Origin of the sequence: Oleiagrimonas citrea (assembly GCF_012395255.1) — a bacterium.
GTDB lineage: Bacteria > Pseudomonadota > Gammaproteobacteria > Xanthomonadales > Rhodanobacteraceae > Oleiagrimonas > Oleiagrimonas citrea.
This window is the reverse complement of the sequence record NZ_JAAZQD010000004.1, coordinates 381444-399681: the sequence shown is the minus strand read 5'-3', so window position 1 is coordinate 399681 and position 18238 is coordinate 381444. Positions and strand designations below refer to the sequence as shown.

At 67.7% G+C, this 18238-nt stretch carries 11 protein-coding genes; 5 read left to right on the top strand and 6 right to left on the bottom strand.

Features of this window, described 5'->3' with window-relative positions:
- Positions 1 to 8 precede the first annotated feature (8 nt).
- Positions 9 to 2132, top strand: coding sequence for a M13 family metallopeptidase (locus tag HF690_RS11730; protein WP_168609568.1), 2124 nt, complete (start codon positions 9 to 11; stop codon positions 2130 to 2132).
- Positions 2133 to 2425: 293 nt separating this feature from the next.
- Here the strand turns inward: HF690_RS11730 and murD are convergent, their stop codons facing one another.
- From murD to HF690_RS11715, 3 genes are read right to left on the bottom strand one after another with little or no spacing between them, the layout of a single operon-like run.
- Complete coding sequence (gene murD / locus HF690_RS11725) at positions 2426 to 3778, bottom strand: UDP-N-acetylmuramoyl-L-alanine--D-glutamate ligase (protein ID WP_168609662.1); 1353 nt, start codon at positions 3776 to 3778, stop codon at positions 2426 to 2428.
- Positions 3759 to 5111, bottom strand: a complete 1353-nt coding sequence (gene murL, locus HF690_RS11720; RefSeq protein ID WP_168609567.1) for a UDP-N-acetyl-alpha-D-muramoyl-L-alanyl-L-glutamate epimerase — start codon at positions 5109 to 5111, stop codon at positions 3759 to 3761. Before murL ends, murD begins: the two co-directional genes overlap by 20 nt.
- Positions 5108 to 7660, bottom strand: coding sequence for a bifunctional aspartate kinase/diaminopimelate decarboxylase (locus HF690_RS11715; protein WP_168609661.1), 2553 nt, complete (start codon positions 7658 to 7660; stop codon positions 5108 to 5110). The genes murL and HF690_RS11715 overlap by 4 nt, the downstream gene beginning before the upstream one ends.
- 215 nt (positions 7661 to 7875) lie before the next feature.
- Between HF690_RS11715 and HF690_RS11710 the strand changes: the two genes are divergently transcribed.
- The 3 genes from HF690_RS11710 (at position 7876) to HF690_RS11700 (ending at position 11961) form a co-directional block, all read left to right on the top strand.
- Complete coding sequence (locus HF690_RS11710; protein WP_168609566.1) at positions 7876 to 8745, top strand: PhzF family phenazine biosynthesis protein; 870 nt, start codon at positions 7876 to 7878, stop codon at positions 8743 to 8745.
- A gap of 430 nt (positions 8746 to 9175) precedes the next feature.
- Positions 9176 to 9709 carry a (2Fe-2S)-binding protein gene (locus HF690_RS11705; protein WP_338042912.1) on the top strand — a complete coding sequence of 178 codons (534 nt, stop codon included), beginning with the start codon at positions 9176 to 9178 and terminating at the stop codon, positions 9707 to 9709.
- Entirely contained in the window at positions 9706 to 11961 is a 2256-nt protein-coding gene (locus HF690_RS11700; protein WP_168609565.1) for a xanthine dehydrogenase family protein molybdopterin-binding subunit, read from the top strand. The genes HF690_RS11705 and HF690_RS11700 overlap by 4 nt, the downstream gene beginning before the upstream one ends.
- Positions 11962 to 11970: 9 nt before the next feature.
- On the opposite strand, the gene HF690_RS11695 is transcribed toward HF690_RS11700, so the two are convergent.
- The 3 genes from HF690_RS11695 to HF690_RS11685 form a co-directional block, all read right to left on the bottom strand.
- Positions 11971 to 13707, bottom strand: coding sequence for a hypothetical protein (locus tag HF690_RS11695; protein WP_205300833.1), 1737 nt, complete (start codon positions 13705 to 13707; stop codon positions 11971 to 11973).
- 162 nt (positions 13708 to 13869) lie between these two features.
- Positions 13870 to 14448 carry a hypothetical protein gene (locus HF690_RS11690; protein WP_205300832.1) on the bottom strand — a complete coding sequence of 193 codons (579 nt, stop codon included), beginning with the start codon at positions 14446 to 14448 and terminating at the stop codon, positions 13870 to 13872.
- Positions 14449 to 15126: 678 nt separating this feature from the next.
- Positions 15127 to 15675 (bottom strand): glycine zipper 2TM domain-containing protein, encoded by a 549-nt coding sequence (locus HF690_RS11685; RefSeq protein WP_168609562.1) that lies wholly within the window; start codon positions 15673 to 15675, stop codon positions 15127 to 15129.
- A gap of 498 nt (positions 15676 to 16173) precedes the next feature.
- Here HF690_RS11685 and fusA point away from each other — a divergent pair, with 498 nt between their 5' ends.
- The gene (fusA, locus tag HF690_RS11680) at positions 16174 to 18225 is read left to right on the top strand and encodes an elongation factor G (protein WP_168609561.1); all 2052 of its coding nucleotides are present in this window, start codon (positions 16174 to 16176) and stop codon (positions 18223 to 18225) included.
- Positions 18226 to 18238: the final 13 nt, after the last annotated feature.

Sequence of the window (18238 nt, the reverse complement as noted above, 5' to 3'; positions counted from 1 at the left end):
GAAGCACCATGCAACGCACATCCTGGATTCTCGCCGCCGCGGTCGCGATGACGCTGAGCGCCTGCTCGCCGTCGTCCAACGACCAGAAGGGCCAGCAGCCCAGCGCCAGCGCTCCGGCGCCGGCCAAGACCGCCAGCGTCGCCGCAAAACCCGTCTCGGGCGTCGACATGGCCGGCATCGACCATTCGGTGAAGCCCGGCGACAACTTCTTCGACTACGCCAACGGCGCGTGGCTGAAGACGGCGAAGATTCCGGATGACCGCTCCAGCATCGGCAACTTCCTGACCATCTACGAGCGCACCCAGAAGCACATTGACGACATCATCGAGGGCACTGCCAAGAGCAACCCGGCGGCCGGCACCGAGAACCGCAAGATCGCCGACTACTACGCGGCCTACATGGACACCGCGGCCATCGAGAAGATGGGCCTGAAGCCGATCCAGCCCGAACTCGACGCCATCGCCAAGATCAAGTCGCGCAAGGACCTCGCCGAGGTGCTGGGCAGCCGCCTGCGTCAGGACGAAGATCCGGTCAACAACACCGACTTCCATACCGACCACCTGTTCGGCCTGTTCGTGGCCCAGGGCCTGACCGACCCGTCGCACAACATCGCCTACCTGCTGCAGGGCGGCCTGACCATGCCCAGCCGCGACTACTACCTGTCCAACGACAAGGCGATGGCCGGCTTCCGCGACAAGTACAAGGCCTACATCGCCGCCCTGCTGAAGCAGGCCGGCACGCCGAACGCCGAGGCCGAAGCCAAGCGCGTGTTCGATCTGGAAATGAAGATCGCCAAGGCGCAGGAAAGCCTGGTCGACAGCCAGGACGTGCACAAGGCCAACAACCTGTGGTCGATGAGCGACTTCGCCAAGAAGGCGCCGGGCCTGGACTGGAACGCCTACTTCAAGGCCGCCGGCCTGAACGACCAGAAGGTCATCGACGTGTGGCAGCCGAAGGCCTTCGCCGGCCTGTCCAAGCTGGTCGCCGATGCGCCGCTGGCCGACTGGCGCGCGCTGCTGCGCTTCCACACGCTGGATGAGCACGCCAGCCTGCTGCCCAAGGCCTACGCCGACCTGGCCTTCGACTTCCACGGCAAGACGCTGACCGGCGTGCCGAAGCAGCAGCCGCGCGCCAAGCGCGCCATCGCCGCGACCAGCTACGCGCTGGGCGACGCGGTCGGCAAGCTGTACGTGAAGAAGTACTTCCCGCCGGAAGCCAAGAAGCAGGTCGAGGATCTGGTGAACAACCTGGTCGCCGCCTTCGGCTCGCGCTTGCAGCATCTGGAGTGGATGACCCCGGCCACGCGCGCCAAGGCCAAGGAGAAGCTGGATACCCTGAAGGTCTTCGTCGGCTATCCGGACGCCGGCCACTGGCGCAACTACGGCAGCCTGAAGGTCACCGCCGACAACCCGCTGGCCAATGCCATGGCGGTGTCGAAGTTCAACTACGACTTCGCCCTGTCCAAGCTGGGCAAGCCGGTCGACCGCGCCGACTGGTGGATGACGCCGCAGACCGTCAACGCGCTGAACATCCCGCTGGAGAACGCGCTGAACTTCCCGGCCGCGATCCTGCAGCCACCGTTCTTCGATCCGAAGGCCGACCCGGCACACAACTACGGCGCCATCGGCGCGATCATCGGCCACGAGATCAGCCACAGCTTCGACAACATGGGTTCGCAGTTCGACGCCGAGGGCCGCCTGCACAACTGGTGGACGCCGGCTGACGCCAAGCACTTCAAGGAAGCCACGCAGAAGCTGGTCGACCAGTTCAACCAGTACGTCGCGCTACCGGGCCTGCACGTCAACGGCGAGCAGACGCTGGGCGAGAACATCGCCGACGTCTCCGGCCTGACCGCCGCCTACATCGCCTATCACAAGTCGCTGAACGGCAAGCCGGCGCCGGTGATCGACGGCCTGACCGGCGACCAGCGCTTCTTCCTGTCCTTCGGCCAGGCCTGGCGCAGCAAGATGCGCGAAGCCGCCCTGCGTCAGCGCGTGAACACCGACGTGCACGCGCCGCCGCAGTTCCGCGCCGAGACGGTGCGCAACCTGGATGGCTGGTACAAGGCGTTCAATGTGCAGCCGGACCAGAAGCTGTACTTGAAGCCGGATCAGCGCGTGCAGATCTGGTAAGACCGCACCACCGCAAAAACGAAAAGGCCGCGCAGCGATGCGCGGCCTTTTTCGTTTCGGAACCCGCCAGATCATGTTTGCGAACCGGCTTGAGCACAGCGCGAGATGCGCCAGACCGTGCTCCTTTCGACAGTCGAATTCCGTGATGCCGGCAACGTACGCAACATCGAAACCAGACATGAGGGGAAAGCCATGATGACCGCGCTTCCTGCAATCGCGGACGTGCATGACATAGGACATCCTGCCTCAAGGCAACGCGGTCATGTCGCGACATGCGCCGGATCACGCCCGACTCAGGCGATGCCGAGTCCTTCGATGCTGGCGATGCGCGCGGCGTCGAAACCGGCCCGTGCGGCGAAGCGGCGGCCGCGTTCGGTGTAGTCGCGGAACTGATCGAAACTGGGCGCGCCGGGTGACAGAAGCACCACGCCCTCGGGCGGCGCCGCTTCGCGCGCACGGGCGATGGCGGCGTCCAGCGTATCGGTCTCGATCAGCGTCGTCGCGCATCCGGCCGTGCGCAGGGCGTCCAGCACACGCGCGCGGTTGGCGCCCTGCACTACCAGCGCATGCGGCGGACGTTCGCGCAGCGCCTCGGCGAAACCGCGCCAGTCGAGACCACGATCGTGACCGCCGAGGACCAGCACCGTCTGCGCGCGCGGCAGACTGTCGAGCGCCGCCAGCGCCGCCTGCGGCGTGGTGCTGATGGAATCGTTGATCCAGCGATGCCCGTCGCGCTCACCCAGCGGCTGCAAACGATGCGGCAAGGCGTGAAAGGTACGCAAGGCCGGCAGCGCAGCCTCGGCATCCAGCCCCATCTGCTCCAGCGCGGTCAACGCGGCACAGGCATTGAGTGCATTGTGCACGCCCGGGAGCGGCAAATCGGCGACCTCGAACAGGCGCGACGCGCCACGGTACAGACCGCCGTCGGCCACATGCCACCCGTCCACCGCGCCGAAGACAATGCGCTGCGGATGCACCGCCGTGCGCGCCAGCAGGTCCGGCTGCGTGCCGTTGACCAGCAGCGTGCGCGCCGCATCGGCCAGCTTCAGTTTGTCGGCGACATAGCGCTCGCGCGAGCCGTGCCAGTCCAGGTGTTCCTCGTACAGGCTGGTGATCACGCCCAGTTCCAGCGGCCCGGCCTCGCCAGTCTGAAAGCTGGAAAGTTCCACCACCCATAGCGCCGCATCGCCGTCGAGCAGTTCCAGCAACGGCAGACCGATGTTGCCGGCCAGCGCCGTGCGTACGCCCAGCGAACGCGCCAGATGCGCGAGCAGTGCGCTGACGGTGCTCTTGCCCTTGGTCCCGGTGACGCCGATCACGCGCGCGTCGGGACGCTCGCCGAACCACAGCGCCGTGCCCGAAGTGAACGTCGTGCCCTGCGCCTGCGCGGCCAGCAGCTCGGGCTTGTAGGCGGAGATGCCCGGCGACTTGATGACGACGTCGAAAGCCGAGAGCGCCTGCGCGTCCGGCGCCTCGCCGCACACCGTCAGATCGGTCGCCGCCAGATCGTCCGCCTCGCCCTCTCGACAGAACAGCGTCAACGCCTGACCCGGAAGCCGTTGACGCAACGCGGCCAATGCCGCGCGCCCCTCGCGTCCCGCGCCCCAGACCGCGACGCGCTGGCCTTCAAGCGCCGCGAATTTCATCCAACGCTCCGGCCAGTCGGGACGGAATGCGATGCGCATCGGCGGCATCCAGCCACGGCTCCAGCGCCAGTTCGGTCGCATCGAGCTGCGGCAGGATTTCGTCGGCGAAGCGCGCCACCAGCGCATCCTCGCGCCACTCCGGGCGCTGGCTCAGCGCGTACATGGCCGCACGCGCTTCCGCGCCCTCGCCCACGCACTCGAACGGCTTGTGGTCCTGATACTCCATCAACGCATCGAAACCGGCGCGCTGCGATTCGTCGTCCAGCAGATTGCGACCGAAGATGCCCATCAACCGAGGTTTGGGCAGGAACGGCGCCAGCGCCAGGAACACGAAATGACACTTCGGACACTGTCCGCACCAGCGATCCGCGGGTTTGGGGCCGAGAATGCGGAAGTTGCGGTTGCAGCTGGAGAAGGCGTCGAAATAGTCGCCGCCCAGACGCGCGAAGGCGCGCGTCACCGCCAGCTCGGCGAACGGGCGCAGCAGCGAGAAATAATCCAGATCCGCGGCCACGTGGCGATGCAGCCAGTCGTGCAGCCGGCATTCGAAATCGAAGCCCTTGCTCCACTGGTGATTGACCTCCTGCCCTTCGTATTCCAGCGTCGCAGCCGAGGCCGAGCGCTCGTTGGCGAAGGCGATGCCGTCGAAGCCGTACAGGATCGCGGCCACGGCCAGGATCGCCGAATTCACCGCCGTCACCGGGATGTGGCCGTTCCACGCGCCCATGCGGTTGTAGTCGAACAGCACCGACGACAGCTCGCGACCGATGTTCAGCATCGGCAACCCGGTGCGTTCGGCGCAATGCGCGATCAGCGGCGAATTGCCGACCCAGACCGCCGTGGCCTCGCCGCCGACCGCCTTGATCGCCTCGATCGCGACCAGCGAATCCTTGCCGCCGCCGATCGGCACCAGCGTGCGACGCGGCAGGTCCAGCGGCACCGCCGGCGACGGCGCTGCGCCGTCGCGCGGGAAGGCGATGCGCTCGCGCAGATCCAGTCCGTTGCGGTAGGCGAACTCGGCCAGACCGTGCAGATACAGCGTGTCTAGCAGTTCTGCGGTGTCGGCGTCCGGCGCAGCGCCATCGACGACGATGCGCGGTGGCACGCCGGCCTTGTAGTAGCTGATGCCGGCGACGAAGTGCAGCAGACGCAACGCGGCGTCAAACGCGCCGCGACGCGCCTCCGGCAGCGCCGGCGCGTCCGGAAAGCGGATGCGCTCGATCAGCTCCGGGCCGTCGTCGAAGGCATAGGCCAGCTCGGCCACGCCATCGGCGTAGCCGCAGCGGACGAAACGGAAGCTCGCGGCCTCACGCGGGTCGCTCAGTGCACTCATTCGATCACGATCTCGTCGGCGGTTTCCCGCAGATTGTAGTTCGATGCCATCACCGCGCCGTAGGCGCCGGCCTGGGCAATCAGCATCACGTCGCCTTCCTCCGAGACCGGAAGACGACGGTCGTTGCCGAGCACGTCGCCGGTCTCGCAAATCGGACCGACGACCTGATACAGCGCGGTGGCCTCGTCGTCCAGGCGCGACAGATTCACGATCTCGTGCCAGGCCTCGTACAAGGCCGGACGGATCAGATTGTGCATGCCGGCGTCGACACCGAGGTAGTGATGCCCGCCCTTGCGCTTGTCCTGCGTCACGCGCGTCAGCAGCGCGCCGCACTCGGCGACCAGATAACGGCCCGGCTCCATCCACAGACGGTACTGCGGATAGGCCGCCTTCACTTCGCCGAGCACGCGGTCCAGCGCGTCCAGGTCCAACGGCTGCTCACCCGGATGCGAGGGCACGCCGAGGCCGCCGCCGATGTTGAGAATCTCGACGCTGCCGATGCGCTCGGCCAGCGTCGCCAGCTGCGCGTAGACCTCGCCCCAGTGGCCGGCATCGAGGATGCCCGAGCCCAGATGGGCATGCAGACCCTGCACGCGCACGTCGTGCGTGCGCGCCAGTTCCAGAAAGCGGTCCAACTGATCCAGCGGCAGACCGAACTTCGAGCCGCTGCCGCCGGTGCGCACCTTCTCGTGGTGTCCCAGGCCGCGCCCCAGATCGACGCGCAGCATAATCGAGCGACCGGCGAACAGTTCACCCCAGTGTTCCAGCGGGTGCAGCGCGTCCAGCGTGACCGTGGCGCCGTCATCCAGCGCGGCGGCGTAATCGTCGCGGCGCGCGAAGTTCGGCGTGAACAGACGCGGCGCCTCCGGCGCGGCCGCCTTCGCCGCCGCCAGCTCGCCGGGCGAGACGCACTCCAGACCGAAGCCGGACGCGGCCACCGCCTGCAGGATGCGCGCGTGGGGGTTGGCCTTGATCGCGTAGTGCACGTGATCGACCGCACGCAGGTTCTTCAATCCGTCGATGCGCGCCTGCACCGTCGGCAGGTGGTAGACGTAGCGCGGACTGCGCTCGGCGGCCAGCTGCAGCAGACGCGCGCGTTCGCCGCGCCACCAGGCCGGCGCGATGTCCTGCTCGCCGCTGCCGTACAGCGCCTGCCAGCTCGGGCCGAACAGCTGCGAATCGTCGCTGCGCAGACTGCCCGCGCGCACCAGCAGCTCGTGCAGGCGCGGCAGCAGATCGTCGACCACGTCCTCGTCGACCACGAAGGTCAGATTCAGGTTGTTCGACGACTGCGAAATCATGTGTACGCGCAGCTGCCCGAACTCGGCCAGCACCGAGGACAGCTGATGCAGCATCGAACGCATGCCGCGCCCGACCAGCGTCACCGCCGCGCACGGGGCGATCACCTTGACCCGGCAGACCTTCGCCAGATCGGCCGCCAGCGCGGCGACGGCGTCGGAATCGAGCAGGTTCTCGGTCGGGTCCAGCGACACGGTGACGTTGGTTTCGGCCGAACCGATCAGGTCCACCGAGATGCCGTGCCGGCGGAAGGCATCGAACACCTCGGCCAGGAAACCGACCTGCTGCCACATGCCCACCGATTCCATCGACACCAGCGTGATACCGGCACGCGTCGAGATCGCTTTGACGCTGGGCGCAGCCTCGCGCACCAGGGGACCGATCTCCGTGCCTTCCATGTCAGGGCGATTCGTGTCCTTGATCCAAAGCGGCACGCGCGGTGCGCGCAGCGGCGACAGGCAGCGCGGATGCAGCACCTTGGCGCCAGTGGTGGCGATCTCCTGCGCTTCCTCGTAATCGAGTTGTCGCAACAGGCGCGCCGAAGGCACCTGCCGAGGATTGGCGCTGAACATGCCGGCGACGTCGGTCCAGATCTCCACGCGCGCCGCCTTCAGCACGGCGCCGAAGCAGCTGGCCGACGTGTCCGAACCGCCGCGTCCCAGCAGCACGCAGCGGCCGTCCTCGTCGCGGGCGATGAAGCCCTGCGCGATGAACACGTCGCCCTGCCCCGCCAGCCGCTCGGCCAGCGCCGCGTCGGGCTGCGCGTCGACGGTGGCCGACAGCGTGCGCGTGCGGGCGTTCTGGTTCGGCAGCGACACGGCGCGCAGACAATCACGCGAGTCGACCCATTGCGTCGCCAGCCCCTGCGCCGTAAGAAAGGCCGCGCCGAGCGCGCTCGACAGCAGTTCACCGTGCCCCTGCACCAGGGCCTTCCAGGCCAGCGGGTCCGCCGCGTCGGGGCCGTTCTTGGCCAGCGCCGAAAGGTCCGCCAGGCGCGATTGCACCGTGTCCGGCAGCGCGATGCCCATCACCGCCGCCAGTTCGTGATGGCGCGTGGCAATGGCTTTTGCGGCTGCGACGCGGACCTCGGCAGCATCCTCGGCGCACAGCGTCTTGAGCGCATCGGTGACGCCGGCCAGAGCCGAGACCACCAGCAGCACGCGCGAACCTTCATCGCGACGCGCAGCGACCAGCTCGCGGATGTTGCCCCAGCGCTCGGCGCTGGCGACGCTGGTGCCGCCGAACTTCATCACCACCCAGGGGGCGTCGACAGGCAGAGTGGAGACGACTTCGTTCACGATTTCAGTTGCATAGTGGGAGAAAAGGTCATCCGGCCAGTGTGCCCTGCGCGTGGCAAAACGCAATCATCGCGGTTATAGCGTTTTCACATGTCCCGGAGGTGGCCGCGACATGGCGAAGAAGCGTCACGTGTATTGTAGGCCACCCGTCTGCGCACCGTTCCGCCATGACCCCACGACGCTATTTCGAGATCGACGTCTTCACCGACCGCGCCCTCTACGGCAATCCGCTGGCCGTGATCGTCGACGCCGAGGACCTGGACGATGCCGCCATGCAACGCATCGCCACGTGGACCAACTTCTCCGAGACCACCTTCCTGCTGCCCCCAACCACGCCCGAGGCCGACTACCGCGTGCGCATCTTCACCCCGCGGCAGGAACTGCCCTTCGCCGGGCATCCGAGCGTCGGCAGCGCCTTCGTCGCGCTGGCCTGCGGACGCGTGGACGCGACGCGCGGGGCACTGGTGCAGGAATGCGCTGCCGGACTTCTGCCCGTGCAGGTCGAGGGCGACGATGCGCGGCGGACAATCCGCGTGCAGGCGCCGCCGGCCCGCATGCAGATGCTGTCCACCACGCAGGCCGACGTCCTCCGCGACGCGGTGGGCGCAACAGCCGCACGCCCACCGCAGATGATCGACAACGGCCCGCACTGGCTGACATGCGACCTGGCCGACGCAGCGACGGTTCGCGCGCTGGAGCCGGACATGGGCGCACTGGCCGCGCAGTGCCGGGAATGGGACGCGGTCGGCGCCTGCGTGTTCGGTCGCGAACGCGACGGCCGCGCGGACATGGCCGTGCGTGCCTTCTGCCCGGCCGACGGCATTCCCGAAGACCCCGTCACCGGCAGCGCCAACGCGGCCATCGCCGCCTACCTGCATGCCGAGGGCGGACTCGACGACTACGGTCGCCGCTACACCGCCAGTCAAGGCCGCGAAGTGGGCCGCGACGGCATTGTGGAGGTGAGCGTCGACACCGAGGGACACGTGGCCGTGGGCGGCCGCTGCGTCGTCGTGGTCGAGGGCCGTCTGAACCTCTGATCGCCCCGCTTTGATCGTCCCGCATGGGAACCTCGGAAGCCTCCCCTCTTGTGTCACCCCGGCGAAAACCGGACAAGCACGCAACGCGCAGAGCGTCCGAAGAATGGCCCCGGAGGGGCGAGCGAAGCGAATAACCAGCGTCTTTCTTTCCAATGGCGCTGAAATCGCTGGACTCCTGCTCCCGCAGGCATGATGACCGAAGGACGTGTCCGTAACGCCTTTGGCAGCGACAGTTGCCCGCACTCGCAGCGCATCGCATGCTGTGCGGATGGTTCGCGGAGTCCCATGCAGCAGGGCGCGCAAGCGCCCGGTTACGTCTGTTGCCCAGGTGCCCGGTCGGCGGCGTGATCGGCGTCGACACCGGTTCAGCCGCTGAACGGCCTGGCTCTGCAAGAATAGGCGTACGCCGACGCCAGAGGACGTACCCAACGTGCAAGCGCAACCTGTCCAGACGCCGCCCGACACCATCACCAGGGTTCCGCCGCGCAGCGGGATCTCGCTCCGCATCAACGGCGAACCCTATCTGCATACCGGCGATCCGGCGATGCCGCTGCTGTGGTACCTGCGCGACGTGCTGCAACTGACCGGCACCAAATACGGTTGCGACAGCAATGTCTGCGCTGCCTGCACCGTGCTGATCGACGGCAAGCGCGCCCTGGCCTGCGCACGCACCATGGAAACCCTGGCTGGCAGCGACGTCACCACGGTCGAGGGCCTCGCCGGTCCGGACGGTCGTCTGCACGCCCTGCAGCAGGCCTGGATCGACGAGGACGCAATCCTGTGCGGCTACTGCCAGCCGGGCTGGCTGATGGCCGCCGCGGATCTGCTGCGCCGCAAGCCGAATCCGAGCGACGCCGACATCGACGCGCTGCCCAATCTGTGCCGCTGCGGCAGCCAGCCGCGCATCCGCCGCGCCATCCACCGCGCCGCCGCGCAACTGCTTGCCACGAAGGCCGCAAAATGACTGTCCGCGTACCGCTGACCCGGCGCCGTTTTCTGCAGATCATGGCCGGCGCGACCGGCGCGCTTATCGTCGGCGTTCGCCAGGCGCGCGCCGACGACGGCGACACACCGCTGGCCCTGCTCGGCGATCCCGTCACGCGTCTCGGCCCCTACGTGCGCATCGAGCCGGACGGGCGCGTGATCCTTGGCGCACGTGATCCGGACTGCGGCGAAGGCACGCACACGTCCCTGCCGCGCATCATCGCCGACGAACTCGACGCGGACTGGACCCGCGTCGAAGTGCTGTCGCTCGGTCCCGATCTGGTTAGCGGCAACGACAGCCTGCACTGGCGCTATGGCCATCAGCGCAGCGGAGACGGCAGCAGCATTCCCGCCGCCTGGCAGGACCTGCGCACCGCCGGCGCTCTGGCGCGATGGCTGCTGGTGCAGGCCGCGGCGCAGACCAGCGGCGTCGCGGCCGCCAACCTGCGCTGCGAGAACAGCGCCGTGATCGCGCCGGACGGCCGCCGTTTCGACTACGGATCACTGGTGAAATCCGCCCTGCGCCAGGCCCCGCCGCAGACCGCGCCGCCGCTGAAGACGCCCGACCGCTTCCGCCTGATCGGTCGACCCGCCGGCGACGTCGACGCCGAAGCCATGGTGCGCGGCGAGGAAAAATTCGCCATCGACCAGTACATGGCCGAGGCCCTGACTGCCGTGGTGCTGCACTGCCCCTGGCCCGACGGCACGCTGGACAGCATCGACACCCAGGCCACGCTGGCGATCCCCGGTGTGCGCAAAGTCCTTCAATTCCAGCCGGAACCCGGTCAGCCGCTGGGCAGCACACCCATCGCCAACGGCGTGGCGGTGCTGGCCGACGACACCTGGTCGGCGCTGCGCGGACGCGACGCGCTGAAGCTTTCCTGGAAACCGGGCAAGAACGCGAATGCGTCCACGGCGGCCATGGAACAGCGTGCCCACGATCTGCTGCAGAGCCAGGCCGAACCGACCCGCCACGTGCGCGAAGACGGCGATTTCGCCGAAGCTGCGAAGAAGGCCGCACACCGCGTCGAGGCGCTCTACACGCAGCCGTTCGTCGCCCACGCCACCGCCGAACCGATGAACTGCCTGGTGCGCATCGACACCGACCGTATCCATGTGGTGACCCCGACGCAGTCGCCACAGGAAGCCCTGACCGTGGTGCAGCGCCTGACCGGCATGCCCGCATCCCGCATCGACGTGCAGGTCCCGCGTACCGGAGGCGGCTTCGGGCGCCGCCTCGACCACGATTTTCTGGCCGAGGCGGTGACACTGGCCAAGGCGACCGGCACCGCCGTCAAGCTGATGTGGACCCGCGACCAGGATCTGCAGCACGATTTCTACCGCCCCGGTGCCCTGCACCGCATGCAGGCGCTGCTGGACCGCCGCAAACGCCTGATCGGCTGGAACGTGCGCAAGGCCAGCGCCTCGGTCCTGGCTGGACGCGAGGTGCCAGCGGATCGGCTGTGGACCTCCGAGAACAACCCCGACGCCCTGCCCGCCGGCCTGATCCCGAATTTCAGTTCGACCTGGTACGAGCTCGACAGTCCACTGCCGCGCGGACCCAGCCGCGCCGGGCACGACGTAGTGGACGCCTTCGCCACGCAGATGTTCCTCGACGAGATTGCGCACGTCCTGCGCAAGGATCCGCTCGATCTGCGCATGGAACTGCTCGGCGAACCGCGCATGCTTCCCGGCATGGCGGCCAGCATCCCGATCGACACGGCCCGTCTCGCGAACGTACTGCAACGGGTCGCCGTGCGCATCGACTGGCGCAAGCGCCGCACCAACGGCCATGGTCTGGGCATCGCCTTCCACCACATCGACGGCGCCTACTGCGCGCATGCCTTCGAGGTGTCCGTGCGCGGCGAGCGGCTGCGTATTCACCGCGCCGTATGCGCGATCGATGTCGGCCGCGTGGTCAATCCGCTGGGGCTGCAGGCGCAGGCGATGGGCGCGACCGTGGACGGGATATCCACGGCGCTCGGTCAGATCATCCAGATACGCGACGGTCGCATCGTGCAGACCGACCTCCACGATTACCCGCTGGCACGCATGGCGCAATTGCCCAACGAAGTCGAGGTCATCAGCATCCCCTCCGACCTGGCTCCAACCGGCGCCAGCATCGTCGCCATGCCCTCGGCGGCGCCGGCCTTGGCCAGCGCAGTGTCGGCCGCGACCACGATCCGCGTGCGCCGCCTGCCGCTAATGCCGGAACTGCTGCGCAAGCTGTAGGCGAACCCACTACCAATTGTGACTGCGCGCGCCCTTCGGCGCCGCGCAACCCGGCGGCAGCACACCGCCGGAAACCCGCGCGGTCTCGCACTCGACCGATTGCGACGAGGATTGCGGCAACGATACCGGCGCGGCCGGCGCCGCCGTGGACGCGCCCATACCCGGCACCAGCGGCTTCGCCGGCGCCATGTTCAGACGCGGATCGTCGCTCTTCGCGGACGGTCCGCTGGGCGGATCGCCGCCGCAGCCGAAGCCCAGCAACCAGCCACCGCAGTGAATGCGCACGCCACGCCCCAGGTCGAACGTCTTCTTGAAGCTCAGTGCATCGACCAGATTCTGCAACCAGGCGGTGAGTGCGTCCTGGTTATCCGGCGCCCAGTACTTGTCGAAGATCGTCGGCTTGTAATCGAGGCCGTGATAACGCCGGGTCATCACGTCGGAATTACCCTGCGGCTGACGCTGGATGTATGCCGGAACACCGTCCGGGCTTCCCTTTCCAGCCTGACGCTGCGCGGCCTCTCCGTGCCCGGGTTGAGAGACGGGCTTCTTGCCGAAACGGTCCGACTGCTGCGCCCACGAAGTATCGTCCGGCCGCGGCGGTGCCACGACCGTGCTGGATCGCGCCGGTGCGACCGAAGAGGATGGCGTCGGCGTGACGCTCGGCGGCTGGACATGCATATCCGGCACCGATTCGACCTCGGTCCGGGAGGACGAAAGGTCGACTTGCGGCGCAGTCGTCCCAGCCACATCGATGCGTACCGTGGGTGCCTGTACCGGGGCGGCGGGCAGATCCTGACTCGGCGCCTCCGCTGGCGCGGCCACGGCTATCGGCGACTGTGCCGCAGTCGGCTCGACCGCTGCCGCGTCGATCTGCAGTTTCTGCGTCGGCTGCACGGCAATCTGCTGCCGCGGCGACACCTTGCCGACATCGATCTGCGGTTGAGGCTGCGGCAACGCTGGCGGCGACGCCTGTACCGGCTGCACCGCGGCCGGTGTGGCCTGCTCGGCCTGGACGTCGAGTTTCGGCGCGCCCTGAACCGGCTTGGGCCGCTCGATGGCAATCGGCTGATCCATCACCGAGGGCGAGGGCACGGTCGTCTGCTGGTCGAGCGTCACTTTGGGCGGCGGCAACGCCATCTTCGAGGGTTCCAGCACCACCTTCGGCGGCGGCGGCACCGCAATCGCCGGCGCATCCGGTTTCGGCGGCGACACCGGTGGCTGTGCCACGGGCTGCACCTGCGGCAGCGGCTGCGGTTTCTCCTCCACCTTCGGCTCGATGCGCGCGATGCGCACGTCGATCTTCGGACGCGCCGGCGCGGACACGGGAATCGGCGCCAGATTCGGCGCCTGTGCCGGCGTCGCGACGGCGCGCTGCGCGACCTGCTCCTTCACCGGAGTCGGCTTGCGCGGCGGCACCGGCGGCGGCGGTGGAGGCGGCGGCGGGCTGCTGTCGATGAAACGTACCTGGATGGCGTTTTCCTGCCCCTGCGGCGTCGGCGGCGCGTAGTGCGGCGGGCGCACCAGAAGCATCGCTGTCGCGACCACCAGATGCACGAGAATCGAGAGCACCCAGGCCGTGATGTTCAAACCGTGCTGCGGCGGCGGCTTGCGCCAGCGCATCTGATGCAGCATCAGCCGGGTCGTGCGACTGAACGTGCCCTTCCCGGTGGAGATCGATCGACGGGAATGCGGCGACCAGCGGTGATGCTCCGCGATCGGCGTATGGACATAGCCCAGCCATTTCATGCGCGCACACCGAAACACGCCCGCCGCAGGCGAGGCGCAACGTCAAGGATGATGAAGGTACTCGGCATCCTCATGTCCGCGATCCGTAACACGCGCAGATCCGACACGGACCCGGCAATCCCGGACACCTTAACAGTGCCCGGCAACCAGCGGCAGTGCTCATCATCCACCACCGCCGTACCTGGATGTCGCGTTCGCATCCGCTCGCCGCTTTCGTGCGCAATGCGGCGGCAGCGGCGCACCCGAGACGCGGGCCGTCTCGCAATCCACCCGCACGAGAAGCGGTCTGGCGGGTGTCCTGACAGAGGCCTTCCGCGCATGACCCGTCGCCCCCGCACCCGGCGCAAGCGGCTTGGCCGGCGCCATGCTCAGGCGCGCATCGCCGCTCTTGCTCGAAGGCGGCGGCGGCGGATCGCCCGCGCAACCGATCGCCACGCCGATACCGAACAGGCTGCTGGCGCAGTGCAGGCGAATACCGTGTCCCAGATCGAATGTCTTGTGATAAGCCGTCGCGTCCACGAGATGCTGCAGCCACTCGCTGATGCCGTCTACATGTTGTGGCGTCCAATAAGGAGAGAACACGGTTTTCTTCACCGCGATCCCGTGCGTACCCCGCGTCATGAGGTCGGGAAATCCCTGCAGGGCGGGCTGGATGAACTCGGGCACGCCAGGCGACCGGGCATGGCCATCGGTCGGGCTGGCATGCACGGGAGCTGGCGGCTCGAAGCGGTCCGGAGCCATCGCCCAGGACACCTCGGGCGCATGTTCCGGACGGTGTCGCGAAGGAGCGGACGGAAACGGCGCCCCGGCAGCGCTCCGCACGGGCAGAGTTTGCACGCGCAAAGTGCGACGCACGGGCGATGTGCGCCTTGCCGACACGGGCCACGGTGGCACTGCGGGCGGAGGTACGGGGCGATGCGTGCGGATAAAGCGAAACCGCAGAGAACCGTTCCGACGGGGCGCGGTACGGTTCCGTGGCCGTACCGGATGGACGCGCACCATCCACAGCGCGAAACCCAGATTGACCAGCACGGAGAGCAGGCATGCCGCGACCTCGACACCGGCGAACCTCGTCCCGCGCACGCGATGCCGCGCACACGACAAAGTCTCACCGGAATCTCGACCCCTGGAGCACGCAGCGCCTCCCTTCTTGTTCTCGTGTCTGGACTCCCGCACCGTCATCCGTACACGCACAGGCGCACGACCCATCGATGTCGAATCCCTCGTCGGACGCGAGATGCGCAAAGGCTCGAATGCATGAGGTGTTTCTCCGAATGATCTTCCCTGGCTTCGGTCTGTCCGCGATAACAAACGGGATGACTGCCGAACATCGGCGAAGGCGGCCGGGGCTGCCCGGCCGCCTTCGCTCCACATGCCCTTTGGAGTGCGGCGACCCTGTCGAGTTCCCGCTGCCGGCATTTACTCCGCGGGTCGCACACGGTCGTCCACGCGAACACGCAAACGGCGACCCGGATCGTGATCCATGCGCGTGCGATAGATGTCGCCGCGATAGCGATAGGTCACGTTGTACGCGACCACGCGATCGCCCGCATAGACCGAACGGGTGTGACAGCGCCGGGCATAGGCGGTGCGCACTTCGTCGCGACCGCCTGCGGAAGCGCGGTTGCCGATCGCACCGCCAACGACCGCACCGACCACGGTCGCGGCCTTGCGCCCGTCGCCCTTGCCCACGGTGTTGCCCAGCACGCCACCGATCACGGCACCGAGCAGCGTGCCCGCGGCCTGATGGCCGTTGTCGCGATAAACCTCGCGACCCACCGGCACATCGCGGCAGACTCGCTGCGGCCGATAGGCATGGCGATACAGCGGGCGCACGGCGGTCACCCGCGCATAGTCGATGTACGCCTCGTGGCCGTAGCCGTGACGCGCCCAGGGCGGATTGGCCAGCGCGGAGGTGCTGGCGGCGATGGCGGTAACGAGCGTCAGGGTGGTAACGAAGCGTTTCATGGCACGACTCCTTTATCGGTGGTGCGATTCGCATTCTCCGCATCGGCATTGAATTGCCTCTTAATCGCGAAATCGGGCATGTCAACGCGCCGCGCATTCATGCGTTGCACAGGGCCACTTGACCTGCGCCAGCAAAAGGACAAGGCTTGATGCCCCCGCCATGACCGCCCGCCCAGCGCACCGCGCTCCCGGCGGCCAGCGTTCCCGAGCGGACGACCATGACGGCCTCCAGGGATACCCTGATGTGTCCCAGTGCAGGTGTCGTGATGTCCAGAAGGCCCACAGCAAACCGAGCGTGGCGCAAGGCAACCGGATATCGTCCGGGCCGTCTGCGGGCGGCGTGTCGCACACATCCGGGCCACAACGGCCTCATTCGCACGCTCGCCACATGGCCCGCCCGCTCCCGCCCAAGCGCTCGCGATTCGCATGCGATCAGATCACGACCCCCGCACAGGACCCCGTCAGGACATTCCCCTCACCCTCGAAGGGAGGCAGGTCATGTCCCAACGTCAAGCAAGCATCCGCAACCTCGCCCTGTCCGGCCACGCCGGCGCCGGCAAGACCACCCTTTTTGAAGCCCTGCTGCATGCCGGCGCGGCGATTTCCTCGGCAGGCACGATCGAGCGCGGCGACACCGTCTCCGATCATGATCCGCTGGAACGCGAGCATCAGCACTCCATTGACACGTCACTGGCCAGCCTGGACCGCGACGACTGCCGCATCCAGCTGATCGACACTCCCGGCTACGCCGATTTCCGCGGTCCCACGCTGTCGGCCATGAATGCGGTCGAGACCATGGCCGTGGTCGTCGACGCCACGGCCGGCATCGAGCACGGCACGCGTCGACTCATGCAGTATGCAGGCCAGCGCAAACTGGCGCGCCTGCTGATCGTCAACGGCATCGACCGCGTGAACGGCGAGACGTTGGCTGCGTTGGTCGACGCGTTGCGCGACCAGTTCGGTCCCGAATGCCTGCCGGTCAATCTGCCCGCGGAGAACGGGACCAAGGTGCTGGACTGCTTCTTCCACGATACCGGCGAAACCGACTTCTCCTCGCTGGCCGATGCGCACCGGCAAATGCTCGACCAGGTCGTGGAAATCAACGAGAGCGTGATGGAGCACTACCTGGATGCCGGCGAAGGCGACCTCAGCCGCGAGGAACTGCACGACGCCTTCGAACAATGCCTGCGCGAAGCGCACCTGGTGCCAATCTGCTTCGTCTCCGCGCGCACCGGCGTCGGGGTCGAGGAACTGCTCGATCTTACCGCTCGCCTGCTGCCCAGCCCGACCGAAGGCAACCCGCCGCCCTTCATGCGCGAGCAGGACGGCGACAGCGAGCCGGTGCTGACCGTGGCCGATCCCGACCGTCACGTGCTGGCCGACGTGTTCAAGATCGTCAACGACCCCTTCGTCGGCAAGCTCAGCGTGTTCCGCGTGCACCAGGGCACGGTGCGCAAGGATTCGCAGTTGTTTGTGGACGACGGCCGCAAGCCGTTCAAGGTCGGCCACCTGTTCCGCCTGCAGGGCAAGGAACACGTCGAGATCGACGAAGCCGGCCCGGGCGAGATCGCCGCGGTGGCCAAGGTCGACGACATTCATTTCGATGCCGTGCTGCACGACGCCCAGGCCGACCAGCACATCCATCTGGCGCCGCTGGACCTGCCGCAGCCGATGTTCGCGCTGGCGCTGGAGCCGGCACGCAAGGGACAGGAGCAGAAACTCTCGCAGGCGCTGCACCGTCTGTGCGAGGAAGACCCGTGCCTACAGGTCGAACACCACAAGGAACTCAACGAGACAGTGCTTCGCGGCCTCGGCGATCTGCACCTGAAGGTCGCGCTGGAGCGCATGAAACAGCGTTACGGCGTCGACGTGAAGACGCACCCGCCGCGCATCGCTTACCGCGAGACCATCAGCAGCAGCGCCGAAGGCCATCATCGGCACAAGAAGCAGACCGGCGGCGCAGGCCAGTTCGGCGAAGTCTTCCTGCGCGTGGAACCGCTTCCGCGTGGCGCGGGCTTCGAATTCGTCGACCAGGTCAAGGGCGGCACCATTCCCGGACAGTTCCTGCCGGCCATCGAGAAAGGCGTGCTGCAGGCCATGGAGAGCGGCGCAGTGGCCGGCTACGCCATGCAGGACGTGCGCGTGATCGTCCATGACGGCAAGCATCATCCGGTCGACTCCAAGGAGATCGCCTTCGTCACCGCCGGCCGCAAAGCCTTCCTCGACGCCGTTGCCAAGGCCGGGCCGCTGGTGCTGGAGCCGATCGTCAATCTCGAGGTGTCGATTCCCGAGGCCAGCGTCGGCGACGTCACCGGCAGCCTGGCCTCGCGGCGTGCGCGTATCCTCGGCACGGACACTCTGCGCGGCGACGAGCTGGTCATCAAGGCCCAGGTGCCGCTGGCCGAACTGACCGACTATCAGACCGAACTGAAATCAATGACAGGTGGCCAGGGACGCTACGCGATGGAAATGAGCCACTACGAGGCCGTGCCCGGCGGCGTGCAGAAACGTCTGTGCGATGCCTGGCGGCCGCACGCGGAAGCCGTCTGACACCGCGCTCGGA